The following is an 18,429-nucleotide window of genomic DNA, read 5'->3' on the forward strand; positions in this document are numbered from 1 at the left end:
GTTACCGGTTCGTCCGGGTAAGCCAATGCACAATCGCTACGACCGGCAGGGTGGGAATGAGTGCCAGCAACAACGAGGGCAATACAACAACCAGCGCATATGCCTGCCAATCGCTGTCAACCGGCAAAACGATCAGATAGAGCGTCACCTCATAGATGACTGTGCCAGCGGCCACTGCCAGCAACGGCACCAGCGGGCGTTCGACGGCAAACCGTCGCGCCACCAGACCCACAACCGCTACCGCCAAGAGTTGGGCAACCGCATGACTGCCAAGCGGCAACGCGCTCAACAGATCAAGTGCCAGCCCACCGTAAAAGGCCCACCACAACCCTCGCATCAGGCCACGCACCGGCTCTGACGTACCTGCGCCAACCAGCGCGCGCACCAGCGCCAGCACCAGCAACAACGGCACACTAAAACCACTCGGCCCGGTCAGCAACGTCACCTGCACGAGCGCCAGCGCCAGCAAGATCAGCGCCAACCCCAGCTCGCGCGCCAGCCGTTCTTCTATTCGTCTTGGCTGAGAATCACCCACACGTAGCGCACCTGATCTGGATCGACAAATGGCCGAATCTCGCCAATCTGACGTTGCCCTTCTTGTTGCACCGTTTCTATCGAACCGATCGGAACTGCCGCCGGCATCGCCGCCAGATCGAGCGGGAGGTTAAGGGTGCCGCTGAGGCCGGCAGTGACCACGTGATCGCCAACCCGTAGCGCCGCGTTACGGTCGATCAATTCAACCCGCAACCGCGAGCCACGCTGCCACTGCCCCTGCATCAAGCCAAGTGGAGCGCCGTCGGGCTGCAACAACCGCACGCTAAGCTGACTGCTAATATCGGTGATCATCAAGACATCGGCTGTGCGCGCGCCAACCGTTTCAACAACCCCGACGAGAGCCGGCGGACCACCCGGCTGTTGACCGATCACAGCCATCCCCACCTGCACCCCATCTTCTGTGCCGCGGGCAATGGTTAATACCCGTCGCGCTGCTTCAGGCGCGCGCGCCATCACTTCTGCGCCCAGTACCTTCCAGGGGTAAGAGCGGGTGATTGACAACTGCTGACGCAGAAAGATATTCTCAACTCGCGCCTGCTCGAGGCGCAGCACTTCGCCGGTCAGACGGGCATTTTCTGCTTCCAGCTCGGCAATCCGATTCTGCATCGCCACCACGTCGCGCGGCGTGGCCCACCACGTCTCAAGCTCAATCCGGCGCGCCATCAACCAGCCCATAAGGGGCTGCAAGGCTTCGCGCGCGGAAAGCCGCGCCGGGGTGATAACACCCTGGCGATCAAGGACGATCAAGAGCGATCCAGCCAGAACCAATCCTATCGCCAGCAGTATGACCCGCCAGTAACCACGATCGCCGGGTCGTTCGCGCCGTAATTTGAGTGGACGATCATCAAGAAAATCGCGCATGCGTTATCTCCGCACCCGTCGAGTGGCCTGGGTGCGCATCAAGATGTCTTGATAAACGCTGTTATCGAAATTTTCCACCATCTTGCCGGCGCCGCGCGCCACACACGAAAGCGGATCTTGCGCGATATGCACCGGCATCTTTGTCTCAGCGGCAATCCGCTTGTCAAGGCCATGGAGTAACGAGCCGCCGCCGGCCAGCATAATCCCGTGTTCCATAATATCGGCTACCAATTCCGGGGGCGTCTCTTCCAGCGCAGCTCGCACTTCAGCCACAATCGCGTTGACCGGGCCGGCGATCCCCTCACGCAATTCGACCGAGCTAACTTCAATCGCCTTCGGCAAACCGGTCAGCAGATCGCGCCCGCGCAGCACCACTCTAATCTCTTCATCAAGCGGATAGGCTGACCCTGCCGCAATTTTTGCCTTTTCAGCCATTCTTTCGCCGATCAAGAGATTATACTCACGACGAGCAAATTGAATGATTGCTTCGTCAATCTCGTCTCCGGCGATCCGAATCGAATGATTGATTACAATGCCGCCCAGCGCAATCACGGCGATCTCGGTTGTACCGCCACCAATATCGACGATCATCGACCCGATCGGCTCTTCGACCGGCAAGCCGGCCCCGATGGCCGCCGCCATTGGCTCTTCAACGACGTAAGCTTCGCGCGCTTTGGCATTCAACGCCGCCTCGCGCGCAGCGCGCTTCTCAACTTCGGTCACACCCGAAGGCACGCCAACCACAACCCGCGGACGCGGATCAACCAGCGGCAGCGCGCCGTAAGCATGGGCTTTCTTGATAAAGTAGGCCAGCATCTGCTCAACCACATCAAAATCGGCGATCACACCGTCTTTGAGCGGTCGCACTGCCACGATGTTGGCCGGTGTCTTGCCCACCATCGCCTTGGCCTCGGCCCCGACCGCATGCACCTTCTTCGTGCGGGTATCGATCGCGACCACCGAAGGCTCACTTATCACAATCCCTTTGCCACGCACATGCACCAGCGTGTTGGCAGTGCCTAAATCAATCCCCAGATCGCGACTAAATGCGCCAAAAATTGTATTGAAGGGGTTGAAACCCACAAGCACACTCCGTGTATCACCGCATCGACAGCCCATTGCTGTCACTACCAGCTCGACCAGCACAGGGGTCTGGTTCCGGTTGCCCGGATTGAATCGCTATATTATAGCATACCGGTCAGAAGCGATGGGAAAAGGCCTGCGCGGTAGCAGACTGCGCCGCGTCATTTGACTTTTCGGCAGCTTTATGACACAATTGCTATGCTGCTTCGTTGCAGGCAGATGTGTTCGCTGTGAGCATTGCCGTAGGTCAAGTTCGCCCGTCGGATGATGAAAATGCTGCTTTTCAATACTGCGCGGCATTGCTGCTATGGCTTCTGGCTCACGCTGAGCTAGAAGATTTTTGTTGTCGTGAACATCGTAAACCTTCCACAACGACCGGTTTATCCATTTTCCGCCATTGTCGGCCAAGAGCGGCTCAAGCGCGCCCTGATTCTCAATGCTATCAACCCGCGCATCGGCGGGGTCTTGATACGCGGCGAGAAGGGCACAGCCAAGTCAACTGCGGTGCGCGCGCTGACGCGCCTGCTGCCATCGATCAAGGTCGTGGTCGATTGCCCCTACAGTTGCGATCCTGACGCGCCCGCAACGCTGTGTGCCGATTGCCAGGCCCGGCTTGCCCAAGGCCTCTTGCCGACGATGGTGCGACCAACCCGGCTGGTCGAATTGCCGGTCTCCGCATCGGAAGATCGGGTGGTTGGTTCGCTTGACCTCGAACACGCAATTACCGAAGGTCAGCGCCGGTTTGAGCCTGGTTTGCTGGCGCAGGTCAACCGTGGCGTGCTCTACGTCGATGAGGTCAATCTCCTCGATGACCATCTGGTCGATCTGTTGCTCGATGCGGCGGCGATGGGTGTTAACACCGTCGAACGGGAAGGGGTCAGCGTTTCCCATCCGGCCCGGTTTATCCTCGTCGGCACCATGAATCCCGAAGAGGGCGAGCTTCGGCCCCAACTCCTCGATCGATTCGGGCTGGCAGTGGAGGTTGTCGGGTTGACCGATGTCAATGATCGGGTGGCCGTCATTGAGCGCCGGATGGCTTACGAGGCCGATCCCGCCAGCTTCATCCGACAATGGCATGAAGCCGAAGAGTCGCTGGCGCAACGGATCGCTGCCGCTCGCGCCCTCTTGCCGCAGGTACGTATCGACCGCACCGATATGGCGGTGGTCGCCAGCCTCTGTATCGAGATGAGCGTTGATGGCCATCGGGCCGATCTAACGATCCTGGAAACGGCGCGCACTCATGCCGCCTGGAGCGGTCGGCGGACACTGGCAGCCGAAGATATTCGCCTGGCCGCTGAGCTGGCGCTTCCCCATCGAATGCGGCGCCAGCCCTTTGGCGAGGTCAAACTTGATGAGCAACGGATGGCCAGTATCCTCGATCAATATGGCAAACGGGCCGAGGAGATCAGCGCTCAGGCTGAGGTAAAAAAAAACCTTGACTTAAATGATGTCGGCAATAATAACGATGAGGGCGGCAACGAGAGCGGTGGTGGCAGCACAACCGTTCCGGTTGGCGGCGCCGGCATGCCAGAAACGGCAACCCCTACCGACGAGCGTCAGACCGGCGGCGCCGAGTATAAGGCGAATGAGATCTTCAAGCCGCGTCGCCTTGAAGCGACGCCAGATCGCGCCCAACGTCGCGCCCCCGGACGCCGGTCGCGCACGCGAACAAAACGCAAACAGGGTCGCTATATCACCAGTCGCCGCGCCGAGCGCGTCACCGATCTGGCGCTTGACGCAACCTTACGCGCAGCGGCTATCTATCAGCGCAAACGACGTATCGAGCTGCGGCATACCATTGGGATACCGCACCGCCGTCACCCGAAGATCCTTATTAAACGATCTGATTTGCGCCAGAAGGTGCGCGTCCGCCGCACTCGCAATGCCGTCTGCTTCGTGGTTGATGCGAGCTGGAGTATGGCCGCCGAAGAACGGATGCAGGCCACGAAAGCCGCTGTGCTCTCGTTGTTGCGTGATGCGTATCAGCGCCGCGACCAGGTCGGCCTGATCAGCTTCCAGCGCGACTATGCGCGCATCCTGCTACCGCTGACCAACAGCGTCGAGCTGGCCCAGCGCCGGTTGCAATCGATGCCCACCGGCGGCAAAACGCCGCTGTCACGCGGCCTGCTCACCGCTTTCGAGCTGCTGGAACGGGCTCGCCGACGCGATGCTGAAGTGGTACCGTTGATGGTACTATTAACTGATGGGCAGGCCAATGTTGCAATTTCTGACCTGCCACCGCAACAGGAAGCGTATCGGATTGCCGAGATGATCGCTGCGCACCAGATTCATGCAATTGTGATCGATACCGAGCATCCGAGCTTCGAACGCGGTTTGTCACGACGATTGGCCGAACATCTGCGCGGAGTCTATTACCGATTGGAAGATCTGCATGATGATGGCCTTGTCCGGGCTGTGCGACAGCAAATGCGCGTATGACGCGGGTCAGTGTGCGCTCGACAACCGGAGAGCGGGCGCCGCAAACATATTTGGTTAACCTTTTACGCGAGGAGGAAGGTAGGCAATGACGGATCAGGTACGTAGGGATGAGGTCGCTGCGGGCGAGCTGCCTGACACGCCTCTTGCAGCAGCACATGCTCCGGCGGCTGAAACTGCCGTCGCCGCATCACAACAGTCGGCAGAGGCGGTGACGCCTACCCCTGAACAGGAGGCGGATCAGCCCGTCGCCGCAGGGGAGGTTGACGCGCCGGCAGCCGCGGCCTCTACCACGGCGGACGATGGCGCGGCAACCGGCGCCGACGAGAGCGCGGCAACCGGCGCTAGCTTCACCCCGGTGAGCGATCAGCCGCAAAAGCCGCGCCGGCTGAAGGATTTGCAGCCCGGCATGGAACTCGAAGGCAAAGTAACATCGATCGCGCTGTATGGAGTGTTTGTTGACATCGGCGTTGGGCGCGATGGTCTGGTTCATATCTCAGAGATGAGCGACCGTCGGATCGAAACGCCTTCGGAAGTGGTGCAGATCGGTGATACCGTCAAGGTGTGGGTCAAGAGCGTCGATAGCAATGCCCGCCGGATCAGTCTGACAATGCGCAATCCGGCTCAGGTCGAGGCGCCGCGACGCCAGCGCCAGCCGCAACCACCACAACCACGCCGCCAGGAGATTGACCGCGAGAAGCTGGTAAGCCTGCGCGTTGGCGATGTGGTCGAAGGCGTGATTACCGGCTTCGCGCCTTTTGGCGCGTTCGCCGACATTGGGGTCGGCAAAGATGGGTTGATCCACGTCAGCGAGCTGGCCGAAGGTCGGGTTGAAAAGCCGGAAGATGCCGTCAAGGTTGGCGAACGCTACCAGTTTAAGGTGCTCGAGATCGACGGCGAGGCTGCGCGCATCAGCTTGAGTCTGCGCCGCGCCCTGCGCTCGCAGCGCATGCAGCAGCTTGAACCAGGCCAGATTGTCGAGGGCACGGTCAGCGGTATGGCCCCCTTTGGCGCGTTTGTCGATATTGGTGTCGGTCGCGATGGTCTTGTGCATATCTCCGCGCTCGCGCCGCATCGAGTAGCCAAGGTTGAGGATGTGGTCAAGGTTGGCGATAAGGTGACCGTTAAAGTGCTCGGCGTTGATCAGCAGAGCAAGCGGATCAGTTTGACGATGCGCCTCGAAGAAGAGCAGCCGTCAACCGCAGCCGACACCCCCGCAGCGACTGAAACGGTCGAATCTGAGGCGCCGGCCCGCGATAGTCGCCGTAACTTTGATCGCTACGCTGCCGCTGCTCAGGCAGCGCGTGAGCGCAGCGAGCGCGGCGAACGCAGCGAACGCGGCGAGCGCAGCGAACGCGGCGAGCGCAGCGAACGCAGCGAACGTCGTGATCGCCGTGAGCGGCGCGCGGCAAACGCAGCAGCAGAAACCTATGTGGTCGGCGAAGATGACGATGAGACGTTCGAGGGGAACGCAACCCTTGAAGATCTGCTGACGAAATTCGGTGGGTCGAGTAACCGCCGCGACCGCGACCGCGACCGCGACCGTCGCCGCCGCGATGACGATGACGACGACGAGCTAGAGCGTCCGGCGAATCGCCGCCAGCGTGATGCGATTCGGCGCACGCTTCAGCAAATCGGTTACGACGAATAATAGCGCTCTGGCAGGATGGGCTGCCTGCCGGCGCGATTGCCGGCAGGCAAGCGCTCGTTACTCGATCATCGTAGCTGCGATGTGACGCAATGGCACCCAAAGGCAGGCTGCGCTATGCTATTTGTCAACGTTCATCGGCGCAGATAGCCTGTCACGCCAGATACGGCGTTGCCCGTTTTTAATGACCAGAGTCGCGCTGGCGCGCGCAAGCGCATTGGTGGCGCGCAGGTGCAGGCAATTGGCGCGCGTGTCTGGCATGCCGCATCGACCAGTCACGCCGCAGCGGTTTGACATCAATCCGGCGCGACGAGTATAATGACAGCAGTTTTTATTAACAAATAGACAATCTTTGAGGAGTACATACAATGCCTAAACGAACCTGGCAACCGAAACGCATTCCGCGCCGCCGCAAGCACGGTTTCCGCGCGCGAATGGCCACCAAAGATGGGCGCGAAGTGCTGCGCCGCCGGCGCCTGAAGGGGCGCTGGAAGTTGACCGTCAGTGATGAGCGGCGAGCAGTGCGCCGCGGGCATCGCTAAAGCGTAAATGGAACGGGTTATCGCCAACAAAGTCGCTCTGCGCGGCTGGCCAACGCGCCATCAACGGTCGATAGCCCGTTTGTTTTACATCCATGCGACGCGCAAATCGGCTTCGCCGGCCCAATCAGTTTCGCCGCGTTCGCGCCGAAGGGCGCGCGCTGCTGTCGCCATGGTTGGCGCTGACCGTCGCCGCCGGGCGGCGCAACCTTGTCCGCTGTGGGTTTATCGTCGGACGGCGGATCGGTGGCGCTGTGCAACGCAATCGCGCCCGCCGACGTGTCCGCGAGGCAGTGCGCTTGCTCATTCCTTCCCTTGCCACCGGCTACGATCTGGTGTTCGTCATCCGGTCGCCAGAAGTGATTGATGCGCCGTTCAGCCAGTTGCAAGCCGATATTGTCGCGCTATTACAACAAGCCGGTCTCCTGCCGGCACCGGAGCAAACATCAATCGCTCCAGCCTCACAAAGTTTATATCCACTTGACGAACGGGGATCACAATGAATATCTGGTCGGCATTTGTTGGTCTACTTGAACAACTGCTGCTCTTCTTCTCATCATTGACTGGCAACATGGCGTTGGGGATTGTCCTCTTTACCATTGCTGCCCGCCTCTTTATCCTCCCACTGACCCTCAGCTCACTGCGCTCGAGCCGTCGCATGCAAGAGGTGCAGCCGATCCTGAAAGAGATCCAGCGCAAATACGGGAAAGATCCGCAACGCTTGCAAGAAGAGACTCTGCGCGTTTACCGCGAGCATAAGATTAATCCAGTTGGCGGCTGTCTGCCCTTGCTCTTGCAATTGCCGATCTTCTTCGGCGTCTATCAGGCTGTCTATCATCTGATGGTGCCGGAACAGCGCGTCAACCTGAGCGCCGCTGCCGCCGAAATGCTTAAAGATGAACGGCTGGCCCAGATTCTGGCTGCGCCCTTCTTTGGCATGGATCTTGGCGTGCCAGCGTTTGGCCCCAACGGATTTGCCGGCTTTGCCTATCTCATTTTGCCGGTGCTCTCGATTGTGTTGCAATTGATGCAGCAGTTGATGGCAACGCCACGAGTGCAGGATCCACAACAAAAGGCGTTTACACAGGCAATGCTGATCATGCCCTTCGTCTTCGGCTATATTGCCTTTACCTTCCCCACTGGCGCGGTGCTCTACTGGGTGATCAGCAGCGTTATCGGCGTCATTCAACAATATTTCACCTCAGGCTGGGGATCGCTGGCCAACTACCTGCGCTTCCTGCCGCCCGACAATCGCCCTGTTCCCAGCCTGACCCTTGCCCCGGCAGCCGCCGGTCAGCCTGCTGAGACGCAGCCAGAGATGCCCAAAGTCGATTTCTGGTCGGTGCTGCGACCGTTGACTGAAGCGCCGGTTGAATCGAGCGAATCGGCCAGTGAAGAGCAACGCGCGCCCCGCCAGCAACCTAACCCGCGCCGTCGCCGCTAGCAGGTCTACAGGAGTTGAGAGACGGTCAGCGTGACCGAGAGGTGTTTATGAAGCGCATCGAAATCAGCGCGCGCACCGTCGCCGAAGCCGTCGAACTGGCACTGGCCCAATTGGGTCGCGATCGCGACGAGGTGGCGATTGAAGTTCTCGATCCCGGTGAGAATGGTGATGAAGCCCTGGTGCGCGTCACCGTCGTGGAAGATGATGAAGAACGACCTTCCGTTGAGAAGGTGAGTGAGATCGCCCAGCGTATTCTGGAAGATCTGCTCGAACGAATGGATATCCAGGCTTATGTGACCGCCGTGATTTCGCGCGTTCCCGGCCCGCAAGGCGACACTGAAGCCACGATTACGTTGCACGTCGAAGGCGCCGATGAAGAAGCAATGGGTCTCTTGATCGGGCGCCGCGGCGAAACGCTGCGCTCGCTGCAATTTTTGCTTAATCTGCTGGTGAGCCGCCGGGTGCAGGTCTGGCCGCAAGTGGTGGTCGATGTTGGCAATTACCGCCAGCGTCGCCAGGAATCGCTGGAAAGCCTCGCTCGCCGCATGGCCGAACGGGTGCGCCAGACCGGTCGGCCCATTATGCTAGAGCCGATGGCTGCTTACGAGCGACGCATCGTCCATCTGGCGTTGCGCGACGATAAAACGATTTATACCGAAAGTTCTGGCGAAGGCGAGAATCGCAAGATTGTGATTTATCCTGCCAAGCCGTAGTTGAACAGCTTTGTCGGGCGCCGGTCGTGGTGTAGAGTGCGGCAGATGATCTGCCGCACTCGTGGTAGTTACTTTTGCCATCTGCCCACAGGAATTGCATGCCGGTAGCCGTAAGCGGCGCCCGCCACTTGCCAGAATAGCTCTGGCGTAGAAGCCTGATCTCTCGGCCTGTCTTGCCCGCCATCCGGCTGCGCTACCGGCCCGGTCTGTGGCAGCATGTAGAGAGAATACCGGCGATTTCCGGGAACGGCAATGATGACTGGTCTGGCGATACTGGCTTGATCAGAAGCGCGCCACTCCTGACAGGCCAACTATTGCCTGAAATGTTTGTACGACGCTACGCACCATGATTGATTTTGTTGCTATCGGCCACGTTACCCGCGATCTGTTGTCAGATAGCACAACCGCGCCCGGCGGCACTGCCCGCTTCGCTGCGCTGCTGGCGCAACGACTGGGCCTGCGCGCGGCAGTGTTGACTGCCAGCGCCGAGGCAGCGCCGCCAGGAGTGGCCTGGGAAACGATCCCAACCACGGTGAGTTCGACCTTTGAAAACCGCTATACCGCTGCTGGTCGTCGCCAGTGGCTGCACGCCGTTGCCCCCGCCATCCCTGCCGAGGCCGTGCCGCCGCGCTGGCGCACCGCACCCATTGTACTGATCGGGCCGGTATTGCACGAATGCGCGCCAACTCTGGCTGCCGCCTTCCCCGGTGCGCTGATCGGCGCAACTGCGCAGGGATGGTTACGGACATGGGAAGCCTCGCTGCCGGCGCCGATCCGACCACGACGCTGGCAACCGGATCCGTCTGAACTGGCTCGCCTGCACGTGCTCACGCTGAGCAACGAAGATGTTGATGGCGATGAAGAATTGGCCGCTCGCTATGCGCGGATGGCGCCGATTGGCATCGTGACCCACGGCGCTCGCGGCGCAACGATGTTTCTCAACGGGAAACCGCATCATATTACCGCTTACCCGGCGCGCGAATCCGATCCAACCGGCGCTGGCGATGTCTTCACTGCGGCGTTTTTGATCCGCCTCTGGGAGGTTGGCGATCCGTTTGCCGCTGCCCGTTTTGCTGCCGCAGCAGCGGCTTGCGTTGTTGAAGCAACCGGCGACGCCGCTTTGCCCAACCGGGCGCAGATTGCGCAACGGATGGCTGCAAATGGCGCGACCCAAGGGTAGATGGAGGTCGCCGACCGGATACGCCGTAGAACGGTTGGATTCCATCTGCGACTAGCGACACCCGATCAACGGCGCAGCGATCTCTCACATCGGCGAGCCGGGCGCCGTCTGCCCGTAGCGGTAGCCCCCTCTCCTTCCACCCCATACTGACGCGGCGACCCACACATTCAGCCGGGTGCCGTCTGCCCGTAGCGGTAGCCCCCTCTCCTTCCACCCCATACTGACGCGGCAGACGCGATCCCACACAACTCCATAGATTTTAGCCAGCGAAGTGTCAGCGCTCTAACCGGTACGGCACACTGGTTACAACCGTTCCCCGCAGGCGCAATGCCGTCTTGATCAGCAAACCGGTCTGGTTGTGGAGCAAATGCTCCCACCAGCGCGCTGGCACAAACTCAGGCAGAATGACCGTCACCACATCATCGCCATAGCGCGTCTCAACCTCTTCGATATAACGCACAATCGGATTGATTAGCGAACGATACGGCGACTCGAGCACCACCAATGGGATCTCGCATCCCCAGTTCTTCCAGCGACTGCGCAGCTTCTCGGTGGCGTCGGGATCGAGATCAACATAGACCGCCGTGACGTTATCGGGCGCAATCGAGCGGGCATACTGGAGCGCCGGCAGCACGCCGCGATGAATGCCGCTCACCAACACAATCGCGGTATGGCGGCGCAATTCGGGTGGCAAGATCGCGCCGCTTAGCGACAATTGCTCGGCTACGCGCCGATAATGCAGATTGATGGCACGGAACATGACAACCAGAATCGGGATCGCGGTAATCACCATCCAGGCGCCGTGAATAAACTTGGTGACCATCAAGATCACCAACACAATACCGGTGAGCGTCGCGCCCACCCCGTTAATCACCGCGCTGTAGTGCCATCCGGTCTGCTTCAGGCGCAAATGACGCCGCACCATTCCCGATTGCGAGAGGGTAAAAGAGGTAAACACACCAACCGCATAGAGCGGCAGCATAGCAATTTCATTGGCCTGAAAGATGACTACTAGCAATGCCGAAAACGCGCCCAGCACAAGAATGCCGTTTGAGAAGACCAGCCGGTCGCCGCGCGAGGCAAACTGGCGGGGCAAAAAACGATCGCGGGCCAGAAATGAAGCCAGCCGCGGAAAATCGGCAAAGGCAGTATTGGCGGCCAGCACCAGGATGAGCGCTGTAGCGATCTGAATGAAGACATAGATCGGCCCGACCCCAAAAATCGTGCGGGCAAGCTGAGAGACGATTGTTTCGTGGGTAAACTCGTTGGGTACCGCCTGATGGGTGTACGCTAGCCACGTGATGCCGAGAAACATCGTCACCAGGAGGGTCACCATCCACGACAGCGTAATGGCAGCGTTCCGCGCCTCCGGTGGCTTGAAGGCCTGCACGCCGTCACTGATCGCCTCGATACCGGTCAGTGCAGTGCAGCCGGCGGCAAATGCGCGCAATATCAGCCACAGCGAGAGCGCTTCACCGGTTGGCGGGATCTCAGGATCGATTGAATGCGTCACCGGCTCGGCGCCAAACATGATGTCATGCCCAATGCCGACAGCGATCATCGACAAGATACCGGTGATGAAGGCATAGGTCGGGATCGAAAAGATGACACCACTCTCTTTGGCGCCACGCAGATTGGTGATGGTGACGATGAGAATACAAACCAGCGCAATCTCAACCGCATGGTCGCGTAAGGTCGGCATCCCCCAGTTGGTCGCCAGCGAGGTAATCGCGGCTACACCAGCCGAGATGCTGACTGCTACCGTCAACACATAGTCGATCAACAAGGCGCCAGCAGCGATCAACCCTGGCAGATCGCCCAGATTGTCGCGAGTGACAATATAACCGCCGCCACCCTGCGGATAGGCCTTGATCGTCTGACGGTAGGAAAAGCCAACAATCATGAGCAGCAGCGCGATCGCTGCCGCAATCGGTAACGAGAGACCAAGCGCCGCGCTACCGCCAAGAATGAGAATGGTGAGAATGGCTTCGGTCGCGTATGAGACCGATGACAGTGCGTCTGACGAGAAGACAGCCAGCGCTGTCCGCTTGTTGAGCCGCTCCTGGTGTTGATGCTCGGTTGCAATCGGTCGGCCAACCAGAATGCGCTTGATCTGGGCGAACATAGCCATGTGTTCCTTGCTAATGTGCAGTAGAGAGCTTATGCAATCGATAATCGTCGATACAGTCAGGCCGGTTTGCGTAGCTTTTCAAACTTACATAAAAAAACGGAACGCGATCTGCGCGCGGCAGTCGGCGTTCCGTCGGCTGTCGGACGCATGGTCGATAAACATCAACCTGCGCATCGTCATTGACGCTCGCCGAGCGATCATAGCACTACCATCATTGAAAGTCAATGCCTGTGACAAATTGCACAGACACGCTTGACACCATCACGTGACCGCGTTATGCTCTGAAAGGATTGCATACTTCATCACAAAGGCACGATAATGAATGAACCGGCAATCGAAACTATTGATCTGGTCAAGCGCTATGGAACGCTAACCGCGCTCGATCACGTCAACCTGCAAGCGCCGGCGGGTCGCATCTACGCGCTGCTCGGCCCGAATGGCGCCGGCAAGACGACCCTGCTCAGCATTTTGACCACTCTGCTACCACCCACTGCTGGCAGCGCGCGCATTCTCGGTTTCGATGTCAGTCGCGATGCCGCCGAAGTGCGTCGCCGAATCGGGGTAACCTTTCAGGAAATGGTGCTCGATCCTTTGCTGACCGGACGCGAAACCCTCGACTTTCATGGCCGTCTCTACCGCCTGCCCGCCGCAATGCGTCGCCAGCGCATCGCCGAGCTGGTTGAGCTGGCACAATTGACCGACGCGATTGATCGTCCGGTGAAGAGTTATTCTGGCGGGATGAAACGGCGGCTCGAGCTGGCCCGCGGCCTGATGACCGATCCGCAGGTGCTCGTGCTCGACGAACCAACGCAGGGCCTCGATCCACAAAATCGGGTCAATATCTGGAACTATGTGCGCGATCTCAATCGCCAGCGCGGGATGACGATCCTGCTCACTACCCACGCCATGGATGAAGCGGAGGCGCTGGCCGATCTGGTTGGCATTATCGACCACGGTCGCCTGATCGTCTCCGGTCAACCATCCGAATTGATCGCTGCGATGGGTTCGGACGTGATCCGCGTGCGCGGACAGGGCAACTTCGATCACGTGGCCGCAATTGCCGCTACCCTGGAAGGGGTGAGCCGGGTTGAAACCGATCCGGCTGATGGGCTGGCGCTGATCTATGCCGACAACGGGAGCCGTCGCCTGCCGGCAATCCTGAACACGATCAGCAACAACGGTTTTACTATCGAAGATGTGACCCTGGCCCGACCATCGCTCGGCGATGTCTTTTTGCATTACACCGGCACGGCCCTGCGCGATTGATACTAGACTGTGCTCGCAAGGAATGTTGCTATGTACGCTACCTATGTCATCTGGACGCGCCATATGCGCAAGTTCGTCCACCAGACCGAAGAGCTGGTCGGCCTGGCGTTGCAATCGGTGTTGTGGGTTTTGCTCTTTGGCGTCGGCATGCGCGGCATGATCAGTGATGTTGGCGGCAGTGATTATATGTCCTTCATTCTGCCGGGGATCATTGCTCTGAGCGCATTGGGTGGCGCCGTTGGCGGCGGCATGGTGTTGTTAGACGAACGCCTGCGCGGGATTGTGAAGGAGTATCTGGCGGCGCCGATCCCGCGGCTCAGCATTTTGTTGGGCAGCGCGGCCAGCACCGCGACCAAAGCGCTCTTTCAGGCCGCACTGATGCTGTTAGTGGGGCTGCTGATGGGGGCGCGGCTGGCCTTTCAACCATCGGGCTGGATCGGCGCGCTGATCCTGCTGGCAATCTTCGCCATTGGCTTCAGCGGGCTGGCCCTGGGGGTCGCAGCTATTTCGCGCAGCATCGCCGGCTACCACGGCATGATCTTCCTGTTCAACCTGCCACTGCTGTTTGCGTCAAATGCACTCTATCCGCTCGAGGTATTGCCGGCATGGATGAAGGTGATCGTGTTGATCAATCCGGCTACCTACCTGATCGATGCGGTGCGCGCGCTGGCCTTCGGCGTCGAAGCAACGCTGCCGCTCTGGCTTAGCGCGCTGGTACTCAGTGGCTTTGCCGTCGCAAGCATGGCGTTTGCGCTTAAACTCTTTCAGCGTTCGCTGCGGGCGTAACTCGCCGAATGTAGCGCCATCTGCCGCAGGCTAACCACCGTTGTCCGACGCTGGCTGACAACCGACCAGATTGGTGGGATCGATGTTCACGTCGCCCCGCCAGATCTGATAGTCAAGATGTGGCCCGCTGGCGAAGCCGGTGCTACCCAGCAAGCCAATCGTCTCGCCGGCGCGCACCCGCTGCCCGTCGCTTACCGTCACGATGGCCAGATGCGAATAGCCCGTGCGCCAGACCTGATCGGGCGCCAGCACCCATATGTGATGACCGGCGGGATAACTGTTCATCGTCACTTTGACCACGCCATCGTGAGTCGCCACAACCGGCGCATACCAGCTCGCACCCGGCTCGGCTACGCCATCACCATCGCTATCAATCGCGAGATCGATCGCGCCCCAGATATGAGCCGGGGCATGGGTTCCCACGCCATACCCTTGCGTGATCACGACCTGCCCACTGACCGGTTGCACCGGACAACCATGCGGGCCGGCCTCGTCGAGATAAAAGCGAGCCGGCGCCATCGGTAACGGGTTGCGCGGCGCAGGGGCAATCAGCGGCGCTAACGCATCGGGTGTCGGGGTCAGCGCGAGGCGAGCCGGCATCGGCGAATCGATCACCGGCGATTCCGGCAAGGCCGCTGGCGCAACCGGCAATTGAGTCGGTTCCGGCAAGACTGCGCGCGCCAACGCGCCGGCCTGTTGCAGGATGACTGCCTGCCCGTGCCGTTGCCAGTCAGACATTACGTCAACTATCGGCAGAGACAGGGCCAGGGTTGCCGCCAGACCAGCCACCAACACCAGCGGTGTTCCCTCAAGTTGTGGAAGCGGTGATTGTGGCGGCCTTGAGGGCAGCAGCGCTGCCGGTGACAGGCCCAACACGAACGCGATAGCCTCAGCTTCGTGAGGGTTGAGACGGCGCATGCCATACTCAGCTTCGGCGATGACACGCGCCGGAATACCGCTCAACAAGGCCAGATCAATCAGGGTCAATGCGCGAGCGCGACGAAGCAGGCGGAGGTGATGCATTGATGTGCTCCATATTAAAGGCACGACTGCCACGAGCGTACCATATCCGCGCAACGTCCAGTGATGACAGAATGAGTACAATTCGCGGCAGCGACGCGACAAACGGATACGGCACAACAGTAGCCGGCCTCGAGCGCGCCTGTTCCTCTCGGTCTACGCTGTCCTTGCCGCTTCAACGACGAGCGTGACACGCCGTCACGCTCAGCGTGAACAATGCCCGCCATTTTGCGCCGACAATGCGCGCCCGTGAGCGGGGAGCGAACCGTCGGGATGATTGCCGCACATGCTCTGCGGAGATCAATGCGTGACATCGGGTAAGAGCGCGGCGCGCCGCGCCCCCTCCGCTCAGGCGTTGTTCCCGCTTGCCGCGGGAGCCATGCGCGCGAGCGGATGGCGCGCCGCTGGGGTGATTGTCGTTTCCGCTCCCCGTTGGGGAACGCTGATAACGAGCAGCGCGCGCTTTTTTCAGACCATCTTGACTTTTCTGTAGTTATTTGTTATCATTACTGATAACAATAGAAGATATGATAACGATCTAAAAAGTGTTATCTTGCGCTATGCCTCACCAACGGTTTGCCATCGGTCGCGACCTGCGCCTGCCGCGCAATCAGCGCATTGCTTCCCGCTTCTTTAGCTCTGGCGTGGCTACTCTCGCCTGTTTCAGAGCGCATCGCTTTCCGCCAATCGCAAGGTTGCCCTTGAAGCGAGACATCGCTGGTCGCCTGCGCGCAGCGTTTACCGCTCGCCCACATCCCGGCATGGCGCAGCAGAACGGATACAATCGGCACAGCAGTCCGGCATGGTTCGCAATCATGCCTGCGGCGCTCAGCCGCTGGCGCTCGTAACGGCAGGTCACGCGCTGCGCTGCCGCCTTGCGCGCCGGCATCCATTCCGCCGAACAGGCGATAGCTGTGAAGTCTGGACGTGTTCCGTCAAAGGAGGTTGTTCGCGCGGCCAGTATCTCTATCATCATCTTTCAATCCTCCATACCAATCGCTTTCAACATCGCAAGAGAGGCAACAATGCTAGACTGGATGACTCGCAATCGACTGTATGATCTGGCCCGCCAGGGTCAACGTCTCACGCCATGGTGGGGCGTGCTGCCGCTCGGCATCGTGATGATATTTGGCTCATGGTTGTTCGCTTTCCTTGTTGCAGTGGTAGAGATTGCGCTCTTCGGCCTGCCCGGAAGCGATACCTACGTCGCGCGACCGCCGCTCCTGGCCGGCCTCTTTCTCGGGTTAAACCTGGCGATCTCGTTTGGCGCGATCATTCTGCTGGTCTGGCTGTGGGTGCGCTTCTACGAGCGGCGCTCGTTCGCAACGCTAGGTTTTGAGCGCAAGAATGCGCTATTCCAGTATGCGCGTGGCCTGATCATCGGCTTACTTGCTTTCACTACCACCATCGGGTTGATGGCGCCGTTCGGCTACGTCAGCGTTGAAGCGAGCGACCCAACGCGGGTAGGTTTGGCAGCACTCGGCGGCGTCATCCTGGTCTTCCTCCCCGGCTGGCTGATTCAGGGAGCCGCCGAAGAGATCTTGACTCGCGGCTGGATGCTTCCGGCGCTCGGCGCGCGCTACCGCCCCTGGGTAGGCATTCTGATCTCGTCGATCTTCTTCGGGATCATGCACGCGCTCAACCCCAATCTGACTGCGCTGAGTATGATTAATCTCATTCTGTACGGAGCTTTTGCCGCCATGTACGCGCTGCGCGAAGAGTCGCTATGGGGTATCTGCGCCTTCCACTCGATCTGGAACTGGACGCAGGGCAATCTGTTTGGCATGCCTGTCAGCGGCCAGGATCAGGATTTAGTTGGCAACCCGGGCACGATCTTCAATCTGATGGAAACTGGCCCTGACTGGTTTACCGGCGGCGCGTTCGGCCCCGAAGGCGGTCTGGTGACGACCATCGTGCTGGTGTTGAGTATGCTTATTATTGTCTTCTGGCCGAAGCAAGCGCTGACCAGCGCGCCTGTGGCGATAGGCGATAGGCGATAGGCGATAGGCGATTGCCGATAGGCCCCACGGTGAGGGTAGCGATGGGCGGGGAGGGGGTAGGGGCGAAGCGCTGCTTCGCCCCTCCATCTGCCAGGAATAGCCGATAGCCGATAGCCGATAGCTGATAGCTGATAGGCCCTCTGCGACCTCCGCGACCTCTGCGGTAGGATCAATAGCCGATAGCTGATAGGCGATAGCCGATAGCTGATAGGCGATAGGCGATTGCCGATAGGCGATTGCCGATAGGCCCCACGGTGAGGGTAGCGGTGAGCGGGGAGGGGGTAGGGGCGAAGCGCTGCTTCGCCCCTCCATCTGCCAGGAATAGCCGATAGCTGATAGGCGATAGCCGATAGCCGATAGCTGATAGCCGATAGGCCCTCTGCGACCTCCGCGACCTCTGCGGTAGGATCAATAGCCGATAGCTGATAGGCGATAGCCGATAGCTGATAGGCGATAGCCGATAGCCGATAGCCGATAGCTGATAGGCCCTCTGCGACCTCCGCGACCTCTGCGGTAGGATCAATAGCCGATAGGCGATAGCCGATAGCTGATAGCTGATAGGCGATAGGCGATTGCCGATAGGCGATTGCCGATAGGCCCCACGGTGAGGGTAGCGGTGAGCGGGGAGGGGGTAGGGGCGAAGCGCTGCTTCGCCCCTCCATCTGCCAGGAATAGCCGATAGCTGATAGGCGATAGCCGATAGCCGATAGCTGATAGCCGATAGGCCCTCTGCGACCTCCGCGACCTCTGCGGTAGGATCAATAGCC

At 59.9% G+C, this 18,429-nt stretch carries 17 protein-coding genes; 11 read left to right on the plus strand and 6 right to left on the minus strand.

Going from position 1 to position 18,429, the window contains the following annotated elements:
• Position 1: 1 nt before the first annotated feature.
• The 3 genes from mreD to Q0650_RS02860 are packed head-to-tail and all read right to left on the minus strand — an operon-like array spanning position 2 to position 2,499.
• Positions 2-535 (minus strand): rod shape-determining protein MreD, encoded by a 534-nt coding sequence (gene mreD / locus Q0650_RS02850; RefSeq protein WP_298815723.1) that lies wholly within the window; start codon positions 533-535, stop codon positions 2-4.
• A complete protein-coding gene (gene mreC, locus Q0650_RS02855; protein ID WP_298815725.1) occupies positions 508-1,416 on the minus strand; it encodes a rod shape-determining protein MreC in 909 nt (302 codons plus the stop codon). Before mreC ends, mreD begins: the two co-directional genes overlap by 28 nt.
• A gap of 3 nt (positions 1,417-1,419) precedes the next feature.
• Entirely contained in the window at positions 1,420-2,499 is a 1,080-nt protein-coding gene (locus Q0650_RS02860; protein ID WP_298815727.1) for a rod shape-determining protein, read from the minus strand.
• Between the two features lie 348 nt (positions 2,500-2,847).
• Between Q0650_RS02860 and Q0650_RS02865 the strand changes: the two genes are divergently transcribed.
• The 7 genes from Q0650_RS02865 to Q0650_RS02895 all read left to right on the plus strand — a co-directional run bounded on the left by Q0650_RS02865 (position 2,848) and on the right by Q0650_RS02895 (position 10,459).
• A complete protein-coding gene (locus Q0650_RS02865; RefSeq protein ID WP_298815728.1) occupies positions 2,848-4,938 on the plus strand; it encodes a putative cobaltochelatase in 2,091 nt (696 codons plus the stop codon).
• An 85-nt stretch (positions 4,939-5,023) separates the two neighbouring features.
• Positions 5,024-6,586 (plus strand): S1 RNA-binding domain-containing protein, encoded by a 1,563-nt coding sequence (locus Q0650_RS02870; RefSeq protein WP_298815730.1) that lies wholly within the window; start codon positions 5,024-5,026, stop codon positions 6,584-6,586.
• Between the two features lie 365 nt (positions 6,587-6,951).
• The gene (gene rpmH, locus Q0650_RS02875; protein WP_012256029.1) at positions 6,952-7,125 is read left to right on the plus strand and encodes a 50S ribosomal protein L34; all 174 of its coding nucleotides are present in this window, start codon (positions 6,952-6,954) and stop codon (positions 7,123-7,125) included.
• Positions 7,126-7,217: 92 nt separating this feature from the next.
• Positions 7,218-7,625: a ribonuclease P protein component gene (rnpA, locus tag Q0650_RS02880; protein ID WP_298815734.1), complete on the plus strand. Its 408-nt coding sequence runs from the start codon at positions 7,218-7,220 to the stop codon at positions 7,623-7,625.
• Positions 7,622-8,566 (plus strand): YidC/Oxa1 family membrane protein insertase, encoded by a 945-nt coding sequence (locus Q0650_RS02885; protein WP_298815736.1) that lies wholly within the window; start codon positions 7,622-7,624, stop codon positions 8,564-8,566. The genes rnpA and Q0650_RS02885 overlap by 4 nt, the downstream gene beginning before the upstream one ends.
• A gap of 47 nt (positions 8,567-8,613) precedes the next feature.
• Positions 8,614-9,279 (plus strand): RNA-binding cell elongation regulator Jag/EloR, encoded by a 666-nt coding sequence (jag, locus tag Q0650_RS02890; RefSeq protein WP_298815738.1) that lies wholly within the window; start codon positions 8,614-8,616, stop codon positions 9,277-9,279.
• 346 nt (positions 9,280-9,625) lie between these two features.
• Entirely contained in the window at positions 9,626-10,459 is an 834-nt protein-coding gene (locus Q0650_RS02895; RefSeq protein WP_298815739.1) for a PfkB family carbohydrate kinase, read from the plus strand.
• A 274-nt stretch (positions 10,460-10,733) separates the two neighbouring features.
• Here Q0650_RS02895 and Q0650_RS02900 read toward each other — a convergent pair whose 3' ends face one another.
• A complete protein-coding gene (locus Q0650_RS02900; RefSeq protein ID WP_298815741.1) occupies positions 10,734-12,584 on the minus strand; it encodes an APC family permease in 1,851 nt (616 codons plus the stop codon).
• Positions 12,585-12,908: 324 nt separating this feature from the next.
• Here Q0650_RS02900 and Q0650_RS02905 point away from each other — a divergent pair, with 324 nt between their 5' ends.
• A complete protein-coding gene (locus tag Q0650_RS02905; protein ID WP_298815743.1) occupies positions 12,909-13,856 on the plus strand; it encodes an ATP-binding cassette domain-containing protein in 948 nt (315 codons plus the stop codon).
• A gap of 30 nt (positions 13,857-13,886) precedes the next feature.
• Positions 13,887-14,642: an ABC transporter permease gene (locus Q0650_RS02910; protein ID WP_298815744.1), complete on the plus strand. Its 756-nt coding sequence runs from the start codon at positions 13,887-13,889 to the stop codon at positions 14,640-14,642.
• Between the two features lie 30 nt (positions 14,643-14,672).
• Here Q0650_RS02910 and Q0650_RS02915 read toward each other — a convergent pair whose 3' ends face one another.
• A complete protein-coding gene (locus Q0650_RS02915; protein ID WP_298815746.1) occupies positions 14,673-15,665 on the minus strand; it encodes a peptidoglycan DD-metalloendopeptidase family protein in 993 nt (330 codons plus the stop codon).
• A 557-nt stretch (positions 15,666-16,222) separates the two neighbouring features.
• On the opposite strand from Q0650_RS02915, the gene Q0650_RS02920 reads away from it, so the two are divergent.
• Both Q0650_RS02920 and Q0650_RS02925 read left to right on the plus strand, forming a co-directional pair.
• Positions 16,223-16,510: a hypothetical protein gene (locus Q0650_RS02920; RefSeq protein WP_298815747.1), complete on the plus strand. Its 288-nt coding sequence runs from the start codon at positions 16,223-16,225 to the stop codon at positions 16,508-16,510.
• Between the two features lie 177 nt (positions 16,511-16,687).
• Entirely contained in the window at positions 16,688-17,662 is a 975-nt protein-coding gene (locus Q0650_RS02925; protein ID WP_298815748.1) for a type II CAAX prenyl endopeptidase Rce1 family protein, read from the plus strand.
• A gap of 169 nt (positions 17,663-17,831) precedes the next feature.
• Here Q0650_RS02925 and Q0650_RS02930 read toward each other — a convergent pair.
• Positions 17,832-18,429, minus strand: a 598-nt coding sequence (locus Q0650_RS02930) for a hypothetical protein (protein WP_298815749.1), incomplete at its 5' end; no start/stop codon positions are given.

Origin of the sequence: uncultured Chloroflexus sp. (assembly GCF_937129525.1) — a bacterium.
In the GTDB taxonomy this organism is placed as follows: domain Bacteria; phylum Chloroflexota; class Chloroflexia; order Chloroflexales; family Chloroflexaceae; genus Chloroflexus.